Source organism: Methylobacterium sp. J-092 (genome assembly GCF_022829325.1).
In the GTDB taxonomy this organism is placed as follows: Bacteria; Pseudomonadota; Alphaproteobacteria; order Rhizobiales; family Beijerinckiaceae; genus Methylobacterium.
On record NZ_JAKSXU010000220.1, the window covers coordinates 1 to 12,164 of the forward strand.

Annotated in this window: 22 protein-coding genes; 6 read left to right on the forward strand and 16 right to left on the reverse strand. The window is 67.9% G+C overall.

Annotated elements, in window-relative coordinates:
• Together MKK60_RS27635 and paoA are read right to left on the reverse strand one after the other, a co-directional pair.
• On the reverse strand, nucleotides 1-196 hold a 196-nt coding region (locus MKK60_RS27635), incomplete at its 3' end, for an FAD binding domain-containing protein (RefSeq protein ID WP_243989241.1).
• Nucleotides 193-819, reverse strand: coding sequence for an aldehyde dehydrogenase iron-sulfur subunit PaoA (gene paoA, locus MKK60_RS27640; protein ID WP_409567463.1), 627 nt, complete (start codon nucleotides 817-819; stop codon nucleotides 193-195). The genes MKK60_RS27635 and paoA, both read right to left, overlap by 4 nt.
• A 636-nt stretch (nucleotides 820-1,455) precedes the next feature.
• Here paoA and MKK60_RS27645 point away from each other — a divergent pair.
• Nucleotides 1,456-1,767: a hypothetical protein gene (locus MKK60_RS27645; protein WP_243989243.1), complete on the forward strand. Its 312-nt coding sequence runs from the start codon at nucleotides 1,456-1,458 to the stop codon at nucleotides 1,765-1,767.
• 18 nt (nucleotides 1,768-1,785) lie between these two features.
• On the opposite strand, the gene MKK60_RS27650 is transcribed toward MKK60_RS27645, so the two are convergent.
• Complete coding sequence (locus MKK60_RS27650; RefSeq protein ID WP_147726322.1) at nucleotides 1,786-2,028, reverse strand: hypothetical protein; 243 nt, start codon at nucleotides 2,026-2,028, stop codon at nucleotides 1,786-1,788.
• 363 nt (nucleotides 2,029-2,391) lie between these two features.
• Nucleotides 2,392-2,817: a helix-turn-helix transcriptional regulator gene (locus MKK60_RS27655; protein ID WP_243989245.1), complete on the reverse strand. Its 426-nt coding sequence runs from the start codon at nucleotides 2,815-2,817 to the stop codon at nucleotides 2,392-2,394.
• 269 nt (nucleotides 2,818-3,086) lie between these two features.
• On the opposite strand from MKK60_RS27655, the gene MKK60_RS27660 reads away from it, so the two are divergent.
• On the forward strand, nucleotides 3,087-3,281 hold the full coding sequence (locus tag MKK60_RS27660; protein ID WP_147841329.1) for a hypothetical protein: 195 nt from the start codon (nucleotides 3,087-3,089) through the stop codon (nucleotides 3,279-3,281).
• Between the two features lie 103 nt (nucleotides 3,282-3,384).
• Here MKK60_RS27660 and MKK60_RS27665 read toward each other — a convergent pair whose 3' ends face one another.
• From MKK60_RS27665 to MKK60_RS27695, 7 genes are all read right to left on the reverse strand, one after another.
• Nucleotides 3,385-3,609 (reverse strand): hypothetical protein, encoded by a 225-nt coding sequence (locus MKK60_RS27665; RefSeq protein ID WP_243989247.1) that lies wholly within the window; start codon nucleotides 3,607-3,609, stop codon nucleotides 3,385-3,387.
• Nucleotides 3,606-3,977 carry a hypothetical protein gene (locus MKK60_RS27670; RefSeq protein WP_243989248.1) on the reverse strand — a complete coding sequence of 124 codons (372 nt, stop codon included), beginning with the start codon at nucleotides 3,975-3,977 and terminating at the stop codon, nucleotides 3,606-3,608. Before MKK60_RS27670 ends, MKK60_RS27665 begins: the two co-directional genes overlap by 4 nt.
• 285 nt (nucleotides 3,978-4,262) lie before the next feature.
• On the reverse strand, nucleotides 4,263-4,604 hold the full coding sequence (locus tag MKK60_RS27675; protein ID WP_243989250.1) for a hypothetical protein: 342 nt from the start codon (nucleotides 4,602-4,604) through the stop codon (nucleotides 4,263-4,265).
• 81 nt (nucleotides 4,605-4,685) lie between these two features.
• On the reverse strand, nucleotides 4,686-4,973 hold the full coding sequence (locus tag MKK60_RS27680) for a hypothetical protein (RefSeq protein ID WP_147842436.1): 288 nt from the start codon (nucleotides 4,971-4,973) through the stop codon (nucleotides 4,686-4,688).
• Between the two features lie 143 nt (nucleotides 4,974-5,116).
• The gene (locus tag MKK60_RS27685) at nucleotides 5,117-5,254 is read right to left on the reverse strand and encodes a hypothetical protein (RefSeq protein ID WP_187274779.1); all 138 of its coding nucleotides are present in this window, start codon (nucleotides 5,252-5,254) and stop codon (nucleotides 5,117-5,119) included.
• 292 nt (nucleotides 5,255-5,546) lie between these two features.
• Nucleotides 5,547-6,293: a Crp/Fnr family transcriptional regulator gene (locus MKK60_RS27690; protein WP_147842437.1), complete on the reverse strand. Its 747-nt coding sequence runs from the start codon at nucleotides 6,291-6,293 to the stop codon at nucleotides 5,547-5,549.
• On the reverse strand, nucleotides 6,290-6,529 hold the full coding sequence (locus MKK60_RS27695; protein ID WP_147842438.1) for a DUF6894 family protein: 240 nt from the start codon (nucleotides 6,527-6,529) through the stop codon (nucleotides 6,290-6,292). The genes MKK60_RS27690 and MKK60_RS27695 overlap by 4 nt, the downstream gene beginning before the upstream one ends.
• Before the next feature lie 150 nt (nucleotides 6,530-6,679).
• Between MKK60_RS27695 and MKK60_RS27700 the strand changes: the two genes are divergently transcribed.
• Complete coding sequence (locus MKK60_RS27700) at nucleotides 6,680-7,048, forward strand: chemotaxis protein CheB (RefSeq protein ID WP_243989251.1); 369 nt, start codon at nucleotides 6,680-6,682, stop codon at nucleotides 7,046-7,048.
• Here MKK60_RS27700 and MKK60_RS27705 read toward each other — a convergent pair.
• On the reverse strand, nucleotides 7,045-7,293 hold the full coding sequence (locus MKK60_RS27705; protein WP_243989252.1) for a hypothetical protein: 249 nt from the start codon (nucleotides 7,291-7,293) through the stop codon (nucleotides 7,045-7,047). The genes MKK60_RS27700 and MKK60_RS27705 overlap by 4 nt on opposite strands.
• Nucleotides 7,294-7,406: 113 nt before the next feature.
• Between MKK60_RS27705 and MKK60_RS27710 the strand changes: the two genes are divergently transcribed.
• Nucleotides 7,407-7,883: a heme utilization protein gene (locus MKK60_RS27710; protein WP_243989253.1), complete on the forward strand. Its 477-nt coding sequence runs from the start codon at nucleotides 7,407-7,409 to the stop codon at nucleotides 7,881-7,883.
• A 467-nt stretch (nucleotides 7,884-8,350) separates the two neighbouring features.
• Here MKK60_RS27710 and MKK60_RS27715 read toward each other — a convergent pair whose 3' ends face one another.
• The 4 genes from MKK60_RS27715 to MKK60_RS27730 form a co-directional block, all read right to left on the reverse strand.
• On the reverse strand, nucleotides 8,351-8,539 hold the full coding sequence (locus MKK60_RS27715; RefSeq protein WP_243989254.1) for a hypothetical protein: 189 nt from the start codon (nucleotides 8,537-8,539) through the stop codon (nucleotides 8,351-8,353).
• A 367-nt stretch (nucleotides 8,540-8,906) separates the two neighbouring features.
• A complete protein-coding gene (locus MKK60_RS27720; protein WP_147859067.1) occupies nucleotides 8,907-9,206 on the reverse strand; it encodes a hypothetical protein in 300 nt (99 codons plus the stop codon).
• 33 nt (nucleotides 9,207-9,239) lie between these two features.
• On the reverse strand, nucleotides 9,240-9,584 hold the full coding sequence (locus tag MKK60_RS27725; RefSeq protein WP_147726335.1) for a hypothetical protein: 345 nt from the start codon (nucleotides 9,582-9,584) through the stop codon (nucleotides 9,240-9,242).
• Between the two features lie 87 nt (nucleotides 9,585-9,671).
• On the reverse strand, nucleotides 9,672-10,139 hold the full coding sequence (locus tag MKK60_RS27730) for a hypothetical protein (protein WP_243936555.1): 468 nt from the start codon (nucleotides 10,137-10,139) through the stop codon (nucleotides 9,672-9,674).
• Nucleotides 10,140-10,383: 244 nt separating this feature from the next.
• On the opposite strand from MKK60_RS27730, the gene MKK60_RS27735 reads away from it, so the two are divergent.
• Nucleotides 10,384-11,136 carry an NUDIX hydrolase gene (locus tag MKK60_RS27735; RefSeq protein ID WP_243989255.1) on the forward strand — a complete coding sequence of 251 codons (753 nt, stop codon included), beginning with the start codon at nucleotides 10,384-10,386 and terminating at the stop codon, nucleotides 11,134-11,136.
• Between the two features lie 31 nt (nucleotides 11,137-11,167).
• On the forward strand, nucleotides 11,168-12,157 hold the full coding sequence (locus MKK60_RS27740) for an SPFH domain-containing protein (protein WP_147726337.1): 990 nt from the start codon (nucleotides 11,168-11,170) through the stop codon (nucleotides 12,155-12,157).
• Nucleotides 12,158-12,164 lie beyond the last annotated feature (7 nt).

The following is a 12,164-nucleotide window of genomic DNA, read 5'->3' on the forward strand; positions in this document are numbered from 1 at the left end:
CGCCCTCCGGGGTCGGCTCGATCCGGTCGAGCCCGAGCCCGTTGACGTCGACGAGGTGGGTCGGGGTCTCGATCTGCAGCTTCATCAGGTCGAGCAGGTTGGTGCCGCCGGCGATGAACTTGGCGTTGGGCGTGCGCGCCCGGGCGACGGCTGCCTCGGGCGGGTGTCTCGGGGGATAGTAGGTGAACGAGTTCATGCTGGCCTCCGGCCGGTCTCGAGGCCGGCGACCTCGCTCATCGCCTCGACGATGTTGGAATAGGCGCCGCAGCGGCACAGGTTGCCGCTCATGCGCTCGCGGATCTCGGCCTCGGTGACCCGGGTCGGCGCGGTGAGGTCGGCGGTGACGTGGCTGGGGATGCGGGCCCGGATCTCGTCGAGCACGGCCACGCCCGAGCAGATCTGGCCGGGCGTGCAGTAGCCGCACTGGTAGCCGTCGTGGCGGACGAAGGCGGCCTGCATCGGGTGCAGGTTGTCGGGCCGGCCCAGCCCCTCGATGGTGGTGATCTCGGCGCCCTGGTGCATCACGGCGAGCGTCAGGCAGGCGTTGATGCGCCGCCCGTCGACGATCATCGTGCAGGCGCCACACTGGCCGTGGTCGCAGCCCTTCTTCGAACCGGTCAGGTGCAGATGCTCGCGCGCCGCATCGAGCAGGCTCGTGCGGGTGTCGAGCTCGAGCTCGCGCTGCTGGCCGTTGATCGTGAACCACACCCGCGCCAGGACAGGGTGGTCGCCGGGCCCGGGATCGGCGCGGGCGCCCGCGGGAAGGGTGGAAAGGGCCGCGGCGGCGGTCGCGCTGGCGACCACGTCTCGTCGGCTCATGTCGAATTCTCCAGGCGGTGCCATCATGGTCTCCGAACCTGTTGCGGGGGGGGCGACGACGCGCCCGAAGGCCGTCCGTCGGAAGCGGAATGCCCAGGGCAACTCCGGCAGGCTGGATAAGCTCCAAAGTGCCATCGGCTTCGGTCCGGTGCTCGGCACGGACATTTCGCCCCGGCATCCCGCGTCGGGATCGCCTCGCCTGCCGCATCCGGGGTGTTGGCGGCTCCCGAGGACGTGGCACCGACCCCGGTCACCTGGTTCGGTCCGTCGCGCGTTCGCGCCTTGCCGGTTGGTCGCACCCTTCCGGGTGCCGACGCCTCTGAATCTCAAAAACCCTGCCTCCGCCGCCCTGATGGTCGCGGGATCGGCGGTGACGAGGAATCCCCGACATCGCTCGGCGAGGCGAAGGGCCGTGATGCCGCGCACATGGGATGATGATGCACACGCGCGCCACCTCTCGGGTGACCATGCGAAGGCCGTGCGTTCGTCCGCGATGATGCATCGGGGATAGCGCGGCTGGCCGGGCACCGTCTCGATGTCGTCCTCGGCACCTTAGGCGATGCGGATCGACGACCTCCCCCCCGGTCGACGCCCGAGCCGACGTCGTGTGGTGGGTTCGCTTCCGGCGTGGCCTCGGTGCGCGAGGTGAAGGTCGGCGCGACGATCGGCGATTTCGTCGTCGATCCGACTGCCGCTGCAGAAGATCCGATCGCCCAAGGCTCGATGATTCGGTCTCGCTCATCGTGCGGCCTCCGTCACGAGGAGACAGGCTGCGCACGACAGGGTGGTTCAGGTCGAAATCGAGACGCCGTCCGTGCGGCGTTCGGGGATGTCGCGATGCGCGTCACCGTCATCGGCGGCGCGCCTCGGCTCACCGATCCGCGATCGCGATCCGCCGGCGGCCGTATCGGCTGCGCCGGCGGGCGGGCCGCCGAACGCAGATCGTGACGCCACGGGAGCGCGGACTCAGCGAGCGGGCACGGCCTCGGCGACCACCTCGACGACGCGGCGCGGCGCGACCGGCTTCGTGGCGGCCACGGGCTGAGGCGTCGTGGTCATATCGCTGACGGAACGCGTCTGCTGAGACGTCCGGGCCTGCTCGCGGTAGAGCGGCGGGGTGAGGTTCAAGGACTCGTCGGCCATCGCCGCGCCGGCGGAGACGGATGCCGAGGCGAACGCGATGAGGGCGAGGGCGTGGGTGAAGCGCATGACGGATCTCCGGTTGGGTCGCTTGCAGAGCCGACCGACCGAGAGATTGAACCACAGAATTTGTGCGTTGCGACATGTGCATTTTGCAACGCAACATAATGCGAGCAAAGGCCAGTTCTTCTTTTATAATTCCGCCCCCGGACGCACTCATCTGTCCATCGCAACACTTCGCCATGCAATCGGCGCATACGGCATTAAATCGGTATCACGGCGTCAAATTATCTTTTCGACGCCCGAAAAAACAATTTTACCAATAATGTCGCGATACGCTCAGTCGCTCCCGAGCCCGCTCTTTCTCTTCAGGGCATCACAGGCGGCCCCGGTCGATGACTGACCTCGCGCGCGGCGCCATCGGTCGCGCATTCAATCGCCGATCGCTGAATCCACCCTCTTCGAGAATTCGGTGTCGAGGGTTGCGGCGGATTTGACGATGGCAAGGACACCTTGGCGCGTCGCCTTGTCGGAGATGCCGGCAAACGTCCTGATCAGGTCCATCACCTCGGAATCCTGCAACAGCTGCTGAATCGACTCGCGGCCATCGCCGATCTCTGCCGGAGCGTCGAAGAAGGTCGAGACCGGGACGCCCAGGAAATCCGCGATCGCCTGAAGCCGGGCGGCACCGACACGGTTGCGTCCTTTCTCGTATTTCTGGACCTGCTGGAACGTGACCCCGAGAGCCTGCCCGAGCGCGGTCTGGCTCAGACCTTGAGCGGTCCGATACGCCGCGATGCGGCTTCCGATCGATCGGTCGCCGCTGGTCGCGAGCTTCGGCGCATGGATGGGGGTCATTCGGGCATTCGCTTTCAGGTTGGAGACGACTCGACCAGCGTCGCTGCTGTTCCGAGCACATCCCAATACGCATTGCGCGCGATTGAGTTTCGCGGCTGCGATCAATCCTGGGTTGCAGAAATGTCATAGCTTGGCCTTGTGACGAACGGCCGAGCGGATCGCGTGCCGGCCCCGTGGAGGCCGTGCGCCATGCACGGTGCCGCGAGGTTCTGCCGCACCGACGAAGCGAGCGGTGCGGCGTTGCCCGCGGCGAACGTGAAGGAGCTGGCATGGCCGACAAGGCAGACGTGACGACGTACATCCTGAAGCAGGCGCTGGCGGCCAAGGTCGGCGACCACGTCGAGATCGCGGTTGAGGCTGAGGACGGGACGCGGTTCAAGATCCGCTCGTCGTCCGAGCAGCTCGACGCGCTGGTGGGCGACCTCGACGGCATCCTCGATGCCGACGACGCCGACGCTGCTTAAGGCTTCCCAAAAACGGTCCGCCTCCGCATCCGCGGGGGCGGACCCGTGCCCTGTTCGACCGAGGCGTCCGGCGGCTCGACTGCACCGGGCCGGCCGCCACGCCTCACGGTCTCAGGCCGGCCGCGCGAAGTTCCCGCTCGACGGCCTCGTAGACCAGAGCCATGCCGTCGTCTGTCGGCGCGGCCTGCTTCCCGGCCACCGTCGTCGGCTCGACGCGGTCCGCGACGGTCCGCGGCGGGTGCCGTGTCCGAAGCTCGGTGTGCTCGACAGGGTGCTGCGGCCGTGCTCCGGAGAGCAGCGACTTGAGCTTTTCCCACGCGCGCGTCATGCGGTCGCCGCCTGCCGCATCGGTCCGGCCGCACGGGACGCGTGCATCCTTTCACGCCCGGCTCGCGACGACGATGTGCCTGCGATCTCCCGAAGGAACGCGGACACCGCGCCATCGGTCAGCCACGCGTCGACGGGGCGGGACGTCGGTTTCTCCGGCGCCTGCCGGGCAGAGGCCGCGTAGCTCCTCGCGATGAAGGTCGAGCGCGTCATGGTACGGGCCGGGTCGGTTCGCGGCGTCGCCGCCTTGAGGAACGGCTCGCTTCCCGGCACCCCGTCGAGCGCGGCGATCTCGGGGTAGACCGGCCAGCATCCGAATCCGCCGCGGTCGTCGGCGAGATCGCAATCACCGTAGGCGATGTCGAGCACGCGGGTACCCACACCCGTGGTTGGCAAACGTAATGTCGGCTCAACGTCACATAGAGATGGCCGGAATAGCAACCCTCTCTCGCGGGTGAGATCTGCATGAGGCGACGACGCTCGGCACTGACGACAAGCTCAAGCCGACGTCTGCAGCGACAAGCCTGTCTCCGCGGCGGTGGTCGTCGGATCAGGCAAGGTCCGATCGACGGTCTTCAGCAAGTCCGGATGCCTGCTCTGACGCATATCGAGCCAAGCACCCGCGCGATGCTGGACTTCCCCCCGAAGGCAGCGTCACGCTGCGATGGCCGGGGACGTCATCGTCGCGGATTGACCCTCGGCGACCTTCCGGCTCGCGGCATCGATCGTCTTGCGAAGGATGACGATCGTGTCCTCGACCGCGGTCTGGGTCGACAGTTTCGCCCCTACCGGGCCGGTCAACGTTCGAAGGGCGCGCACGAGCGAATGCTCGAAATGGTCCAGTGCCTCTTCGGCGCGGCTTCCCGACAGCTCTCCGAGCCGCACCAGGGCGACCTGCAGGGCGACGCCGAGAAAGCCCTCGATCGCCCGCTTCTCGAAGGTGGCGCTACGGTCGACGGTCATGGTTCGATCTCCCGAAGCATCGTCCGTGATCACTGGTTCACGGACGATGCTTCATCTTGTTGTGAGATGGCATTGTCTTCACGCGAGCCGGCATCCGTCTCGCTCGAAAATGCTCTAGGCAGCGCGCGCCGACGACCGGCGACCATGCGCCTGGTCCATGATCTCGGCGACGCGCTCGCCGACCGCCAGAGCGATGGCGTCCGAGCGTTCGCCTTCGGCGCGGGTGCGGCAGACCCCCGTGAGGACGTCGGTGACGCGCTGCTCCATCACGGCCAGCAAGGCGGCGGCCGCCTGCGGCTGCGCCCCCTGTACCACCGCCGCGAGGTCGTAATAGGCGTCCTCGACGAGACGGAGCGTGAGGCGCTCGACCGCCTGTTCCTCGGATTGCGCAAGACCAATCACGTCGGCACCCGTTCTCGTCGATCTACTGACGCAACTTTCGATTGTAATGGTTAACAAGTGGTGAACGTGCCGTCGGTTCGGTCGAGAGCGGCAGGACACCTTAAGCGGACGGCGTCGCGTCGGCGGAAGGCCGCAAGGTCGCCCTAAAAGCTCAGGAGCCGGCGGATCCGGTGAGGCGAACGGGTCCAGCGATCGTCGGGATCGCCGCGGCTGGCGACAGAGGCCACGGCGACCATCAGGGCGCAGGGCATGATCAGTGCGGCGATCAACGGCAGATACATGGACCGACCACAATCGTGAGTTGTCCTAGGTGTCCCGTGTGGTGGTGAACGCTTTGTTAAAGCCGCGGCGTCCCGCCGTCTTTTGCTTGCCGGACCCTGCATCGTGGCCGACGATGCTTCGCCTTTCACATCGTCTGCGTGCCGTCTTCAGTCTCAGCTTGCCGCCCCCCGTGACGGCATTGCCGGCATCGTCGTGCGCCATCCTCTCGGGCCAAGTTTCGGACGCGCCTCTCCGACGCGCGACGGCGACCGCTCCGGCGTGCCGGCGTCCGACCGATCAGACGATGTGCAGTCAGACGATGTGAAGGTAGGCGGGATCGAACTCGGCGACCGTCTCGAGGCCGTCCCAGTCGTGGATGATCAGCTCGCGACGGTGAAGCGTCACGAAGCCGAGCTTCCTGAGTTCCTGCAACGAGCGGTTCGCGTGCACGGAAGACAGGCCCAAAGCGTCGGCGAGTTCGGCCTGGGTCAGCGGCAGCACGTACCGGAAGTCGTCCGCTACGCCGACCGTCCTGAGCCGGATGTACATCTCGCAGAACAGGTGCGCCATCCGGCCGACCGCCTGGCGCCGGCCGAGGCTGATCACCCGCTCGCGGCAGCGCGTGGCATCGATCAGCGTATCGCGCCACAGGGCCATCGCGAGGGAGGTGTTCCGCTCGATCAGCGCGCGCATGTCGCTGTGCGCGACGAAGGCGACCGTGGTCTGGGCGATCGCCACGAGCCCCTGGTCCATCACGTGCAGGTGCAGGCTCTCGATGTCCGGGATGTCGCCGGGCACGTAGAAGGCGAAGATCTGGCGCTGTCCGTTGGCGAGGCTGCGGCAGCGATACGCCCATCCGTCCATCACCAGGCAGCACTGCTTGGGCACGTCGCCTTCGTGGACGATGCTGGTGCGTCCGCCGAAGGTTCGCACCGTGAACGACAGGTTCTCGATGTCGGCGCGATCCCGAGCCGAGATCTGCGCCGTGCTCTTCAGCTTGCGGATCAGCCATGACGCTGGGGCGACCGATGGGAGGCCCGGGTCGGGGGCGTCGCTCACCGATCGACCAACCAGAGGCCGGTCAGGCTCAACGTCGTCGTGAACACCGGATGCCGGTCCGCATCCCTGGCGATCACGGTGAAGGTGTGCCGGTCGCCGTTCCCGGTCTCGAACCGTGCGATCTCGGGAAGGATCTGCATGGCGGCACTTCGAACCGCGTCGAGGTCGGCGCATTCGGTTCCGGTCTCGTCGATCCGAAGGTCGCCGTCCGCGATGTCGAAAAAGTAGCGTGGCAACGTCGTCTCCGATGGACGGGAGGCAGGCACCCCGATCGGCAAGCCATGGCTGGCGATCGGGGCGCCTACGAGCCGCATAGCGAAGGCGACGCGCTTTCACTCCATCATAAGTTAAATCGCGCAATGCTGGGTTGATGCAGGCTCGACGCGATGGGCTCGGTCGGCATCATCGCCGCCTCGACGGGCGGTCTCGCTCCGCTTCGGCAAGTCGTCGGCGCACGCCCGGTCCCGAGTACTGAATTCGGCTCGACCGCGGACCCGTTGTTCATCGCGGCAGCCGAAAGCCACGGCAAGCACGCCGTCGGCATCGTGCTCCGCGGCTACGCCGGCGACGGCGCTGAAGGCCTCCCGATCATCGAGGAGCACGGCGGCGCGGCCCTCGCTCAGAGACCCGAGGACGACGCGCAGCCCTCGATCCCCTGGGCGGCGATCCTCGCCGACCGTCCCAATGCCTGCCCGTCGGTCGAGGCGATCGCCGACCGGGTGTCCGCGCGTTGGCGCGGGCAGGCGGACGGCTAAACGGCCGACAGCCGCTTCGTGTTCTCGGCGACGTGCTCGCGGTATCGCGCGACGACGACTTCGGGCGAGCCGCCCATCATCAGGGTGCCGGCGGCCTCGATGCTCGCCTGGATCTTCTCGGCCACCATCGAGTGCATCTCGGCCATGCCCTCGCGGCCGCCCCAGGCTAGCCGCACGAGGCGCAGCTCGATCACCTTCTGGGATTCGAAGGCGAGCATCATCGACGAGAAGAAGGGATTGTACACGGGACACTCCACACCGCTGACAGGTGCGGCGGGGGATCAACCCGCCCAAGCGCCGAAAAGGTCCGCGGCCCTAACGCCGTGGTTGCCGGCTCGTCGAGAGATGGCGAGCACGGATGACGAGCGCGGAAACCCTTCGGCCGGCTCCGCCGTATCCCTGGTTTCCGGCCTTCCCTCGGCCGCCCTCACGCGAAAAGCGGCTCATGTCTCGCATCTCCGTCACCGTTCTCGCCGGCTGCGTGCTCGCAGCCCTGCTCGTTCCGGCCGAAGCCGCGCGGAAGAAGGTCCGGGTCCCCGATCGGTTCGACGGCTCATGGACTATCACGGCCGTGACCGAGGAAGGGCCGTGCCCGGCGAGCACGCGCTATCAGGTTCAGATCAAGGACAGCGACGCTTCGATCCCAGGCGACGAGATCGACGTCGACGGCGGCGTCTCGCAGGGCGGAACCGTGCAGGCCACGATCGTCAAGGGCGCGAACCGGGTGCCGATCGCGGGAACCCTCGACGCCGCGGGCAGCGGCAGCGGAACCTGGCGCACCACCGGCGGCATCGTCGGTTGCAGCGGACGGTGGAGCGCCAGGCGCGCCGGCTAGGTCGCTCGACGCTTCGGCCGTCAGAGCCGGATCGCGGTTGGCGATCGTGTCGCGGATCTCGCAATCCGGAACCTTTCAGCCGCGCTCCCAGGTCGCGTGCTCGTCGGAGCCCTCCGGGTAGGGGGCGGCGCCGATCGGCTCGCCACGATCACGGGCGTGGCGGCCTTCCTGGCTCACGAAGACGGAGACCGTTGCGAAAACGACATCGTGCACCTCCGGGCGACGCCGACGATGCGGAAAGATCGTCCAGCACCGGCTCGTCTTACGCCCTGGGCTCCTCTCCGGCCTCGACGTGCCAGCTCGTGAGGCGCGCGATCATGAAGAAACCGAACTCACGCCGATTCCGAACTTCGGTCGCCACCGTATCGACGGCTCGGCGGATCCGCAGGAGCAGGAACGGAAGTGGATCGGACCTCACCGATCCTCGCGGCGTTATCGTCGATGCGGCCGAGCCCGAAGGCGAGACGTCAACCGAAGAACGATCCGACGGACGGCAAGGCGGTGCTGGCTTCGACCCTGCGGGCGACGACGCGAACGTGCGGAATGCGGGTGAGAGCGTCCCCGTACTGGGCGCGGATGTGCTCGGGGACGAGCGGCAGTGCCTTCAGATCGGCGGAGGTGATCCGGGCGGCGGCGCGGTGTTCGAGGTTCGACATGGCGGATCTCCGGTTCGGGGACACCGACGGTGTAGCTGTCAGCGCTTGCGTTGCACCATAGATGGGGCTCGCAGTGCTGCGGTGCAGCGAGAACGGCTGCCGCGCGGCGATCTGTCCGTCCCGAACGAAGCCGATCTCAGAAGCTCCCCGTCGATCGCACGGCAGGCGCCGGAACGCATACCCGTCCACCATGACCTGCTCATGAAGCATCGGCTTCGCGAACCCGCAGACCCTCTCCACGCCGCGGGTCGAGGGTTGGGTCGATCTCGGATTTGACTGAGGAACGGGAAGTCGACGCATGAAAATGGCCCTGCAGGCCAGATGCTGCAGGGCCATCGGATCGGACGTCTGAGATCGCTTTCGGGCTTCAGCAGTCGTTGCTGCCCGGCTTCACCACTTGGCCCTCGGCCGGTTTCTGCTCGCCGTCGGCGGGCTTGGTGCCGGCACCGACGTTGTTCAGGGCACCGACCGTTCCGGGGGTCTCAGCCTTGGCGCCGGGGGTCGTCTTCGCCGTCGAGGTCCCGTCGGCCATCGAGCTCTTGTCGGCCGAAGACGACGTGCCCTGGTTGTTGGTGGTCGTGCCCACCGCACAGGGGGCTGCGACGGACGCGCCGGCCGTGAGCATCAGGATGGCGGCAGCGCCAGAAAGGGTCGTGAACTTGGTCATGTTTCCTCCGGAGATATGCCGAGAGAAGCCGGCCTACGAACGATAGTTCCGAAACGGCCGCAGGAATCGGGCAAGACCTCTTGTCTCGTCCTGCTCCTCCGCTTCGCGAACGATCTCCGTCGCCGCATCGTCGGCGCGACCCCTGATCCCTCGATCGAGACCGGGCGCGCTGTCCAGACCATGCAGCGCCTGAAGCAGCATCGGCGGCAGGGCGATGCGATGCTCCTGCAGCAGGAGCGCCGCATCGTTCAGTGCCTTGACCTGCGCCTCCGGAATCGGGCGATTCATGATCTGCGCGTCGAGCACCGCATCGGACAAGATTCCGATCAGGCGCAGGACTTCGGACATCTGCGCGGTGTCTCCCTGTTCGCCCGCCATGATCCATATTCCACTCGAGGTCGACGCACGCCGTGTTCGGAGCCAAGCTCCGGAAGAGAATGCCGCGAAGCCGAGGACGCTGCGTCCTCAGTTCTGTCCCGTGCATTCCGCGTTGAACGGCCCGAGGACGATATCGCCCTGGTTCGGGTTGTTGACGGTGAAGGGCGCCGTGTCCTTCGTGCCGACGAAACCGGGGCCGAGATCCGGCTGGAAGAAGCCGTCGCCGAACTTCATGTAGCAACGGTCGAGGACCGCCTCGTATTCGAGGTGGATCTTCGCGGCTTCCCGCCCGCCCGCGACCGGCTGCCCGAGGCGGCCGAGCGGTGCACAGTAGGCCGTCAGATCGACGTGCCCCGGCTGCGACAGCCGCACGGTGGCGAAACGCCCCGGCTTCACGACGAAGGCGGGCCCACCATCCTGGCTGGCGACCAGCACGGCGGCGGAGCGATTGTAGACCCGCCTCAGGCAGTCCGCCGAGGCGGTGCTCGTCCACCCCACCACGATGACGGTCGAAGCCATCAGGGTCCGGGCGCAGGCGGATCGGGTGAACATCATGACACGTCTCTCGGTGGTTCCGGGAGGCAAACGCCGAAGACGCTGCCGTTCAGCGTCATCAACGCGAAACCAGCGGTTGCGATCAAATTTTGCTTTCCGCAGCCGTACGCGACGCGCCGCACGCCGAAGCCGCCCTTGCCGCACGGGCAATTCGGCCGGCGAGGACGGCGAATCACCCCCCCCGCGCTTGACATATATCTATCCTGGATATTAGTTAGATGCATAACGGATATATGGTGCTGCCGTGAGCGAGACCGAATTCCTGGAGGCGTACGATCCCGCCGCGTTCGCGCGGCCGGCGCTCACCGTGGATCTCGTCCTGCTGGGGCTGAGCGAGGGCCGCCCGGCCGTGCTCCTGATCGAGCGCTCGCAGCACCCGCATGCCGGCCGGTGGGCGCTGCCCGGCAGCTTCGTCGCGATCGACGAGCCGCTCGACGCGGCGGCCGGGCGCATCCTGCGTGAGAAGGCCGGCTTCGGCGCGAACGAGGCCGCCCGGACGCATCTCGAGCAGCTCTACACCTTCGGCGCCGTCGACCGGGACCCGCGCATGCGCATCGTCTCGGTCGCCTACCTCGCCCTCCTGCCCGAGGCGCTGTTCACGCAGGTGCTGATGGGCGACGCCGGGTTGTCGGCAGCCCGGATGGCGGTGCCCGGGGAGAGCGAGGCGGGCCGCCCCGTCGCGGTCTTCGCCGCGCGGGATCGGGCGGCGCGCACGCCTCTGCCGCTCGCCTTCGACCACGCCGACATTTTGGCTCTGGCGATCCTGCGGCTGCGGGGGAAGCTCGATTATTCCGACGTCGGCTTCGCGCTGCTGCCGGAAACCTTCACCCTGCGGCAGCTGCAGGACGTGCACGAGGCGATCCTCGGCACGACCCTGAACAAGCCGGCCTTCCGCCGCCGGATGCTCGATCGGGGCTGGCTCGTGCCGACGGGTGCCCGGGAGACCGGCACCTCGTTCCGTCCCGCCGAACTCTATCGCTACCGGAAGCCGCTCTGATCTGCGGCTCCGCCCCCACGAGGAGGGTCCCATGGCTACGATCCGCAACATCGGTCCGGTCGCGCAGCTGAAGAGCGAGGCGAGCAGCCACGTCATCCGCTACCGCAACGGTCGCATCCGGCAGAGCGGGCGCGGCCTCGTCTTCTGGTTCCGGCCGGAGACCGCGAGCATCAGCGAGGTGCCGATGGACGACCGCGAGATGACGCTGTTCGTGCGCGGCCGCAGCCGGGACTTCCAGACCATCGTGGTGCAGGGGACGATCGGCTGGCGCGTGGTCGACCCGGAACTGCTGGCGAGCCGGGTCGACTTCTCGCTCGGGCTGCGCACCGGCAGGCCTCAGGGCGAGCCGATCGAGCGCATCGAGGCGCGTCTCGGCGGCATCGCCGGCCAAGCGGTCCTGCAGGCGATCGGCGGGAACCCGGTCGGCGCCCTCCTCGATGCCGGCCCCGAGCCCCTGCGCGTCGCCCTCCAATCGGTCCTGGAGGCGGCGCCGGCCCTGGCGGAGATCGGCATCGCGGTGGTCTCGGTGCGGCTCACCAACCTGGCGCCGTCGAGCGAGCTGGAGCGCGCGCTTCAGACGCCGACCTTCGAATCCCTTCAGCAGAAGGCGGACGCGGCGACCTTCGCGCGACGCGCCCTCGCGGTCGAGAAGGAGCGGGCCATCGCGGAGAACGAACTCGAGACGCGAACGGAACTGGCCCGGCGCGAGGCGCTGCTCATCGCGCGGGAGGCGGAGAACGCCCGCGACCGTGCCGCCGGCCTCGCCGAGGCGCAGGGGCTGGAAGCGGCGGCCGAGGCCGAGCGCATCCGCCTCGTGGAAGGCGCCCGGGCGGAGGCCGAGCAGCGCCGCGCCGCGATCTATCGCGATCTCCCGCCGGCCGTGCTGCTCGGGCTGGCCGCGCGCGAACTCGCAGGCAAGCTCGAGACGATCGAGCACGTCAACGTGACGCCCGACCTGCTGGCCGCCGCCTTGGGCGAGTTCCGCAGGCCGGTGCCGCCGCTCGCGGCCGCCTCGCGCTAGGCGTCGT

Excerpts from the sequence above, each read along its gene's own strand:
- paoA (WP_409567463.1), bottom strand. The coding sequence starts at position 819 with ATGAGCCGACGAGACGTGGTCGCCAGCGCGACCGCCGCCGCGGCCCTT.
- MKK60_RS27650 (WP_147726322.1), bottom strand. The coding sequence starts at position 2,028 with ATGCGCTTCACCCACGCCCTCGCCCTCATCGCGTTCGCCTCGGCATCC.
- MKK60_RS27655 (WP_243989245.1), bottom strand. The coding sequence starts at position 2,817 with ATGACCCCCATCCATGCGCCGAAGCTCGCGACCAGCGGCGACCGATCG.
- MKK60_RS27660 (WP_147841329.1), top strand. The coding sequence starts at position 3,087 with ATGGCCGACAAGGCAGACGTGACGACGTACATCCTGAAGCAGGCGCTG.
- MKK60_RS27665 (WP_243989247.1), bottom strand. The coding sequence starts at position 3,609 with ATGACGCGCGCGTGGGAAAAGCTCAAGTCGCTGCTCTCCGGAGCACGG.
- MKK60_RS27685 (WP_187274779.1), bottom strand. The coding sequence starts at position 5,254 with ATGTATCTGCCGTTGATCGCCGCACTGATCATGCCCTGCGCCCTGATG.
- MKK60_RS27700 (WP_243989251.1), top strand. The coding sequence starts at position 6,680 with ATGGGCTCGGTCGGCATCATCGCCGCCTCGACGGGCGGTCTCGCTCCG.
- MKK60_RS27710 (WP_243989253.1), top strand. The coding sequence starts at position 7,407 with ATGACGAGCGCGGAAACCCTTCGGCCGGCTCCGCCGTATCCCTGGTTT.
- MKK60_RS27715 (WP_243989254.1), bottom strand. The coding sequence starts at position 8,539 with ATGTCGAACCTCGAACACCGCGCCGCCGCCCGGATCACCTCCGCCGAT.
- MKK60_RS27720 (WP_147859067.1), bottom strand. The coding sequence starts at position 9,206 with ATGACCAAGTTCACGACCCTTTCTGGCGCTGCCGCCATCCTGATGCTC.
- MKK60_RS27725 (WP_147726335.1), bottom strand. The coding sequence starts at position 9,584 with ATGGCGGGCGAACAGGGAGACACCGCGCAGATGTCCGAAGTCCTGCGC.
- MKK60_RS27730 (WP_243936555.1), bottom strand. The coding sequence starts at position 10,139 with ATGATGTTCACCCGATCCGCCTGCGCCCGGACCCTGATGGCTTCGACC.
- MKK60_RS27740 (WP_147726337.1), top strand. The coding sequence starts at position 11,168 with ATGGCTACGATCCGCAACATCGGTCCGGTCGCGCAGCTGAAGAGCGAG.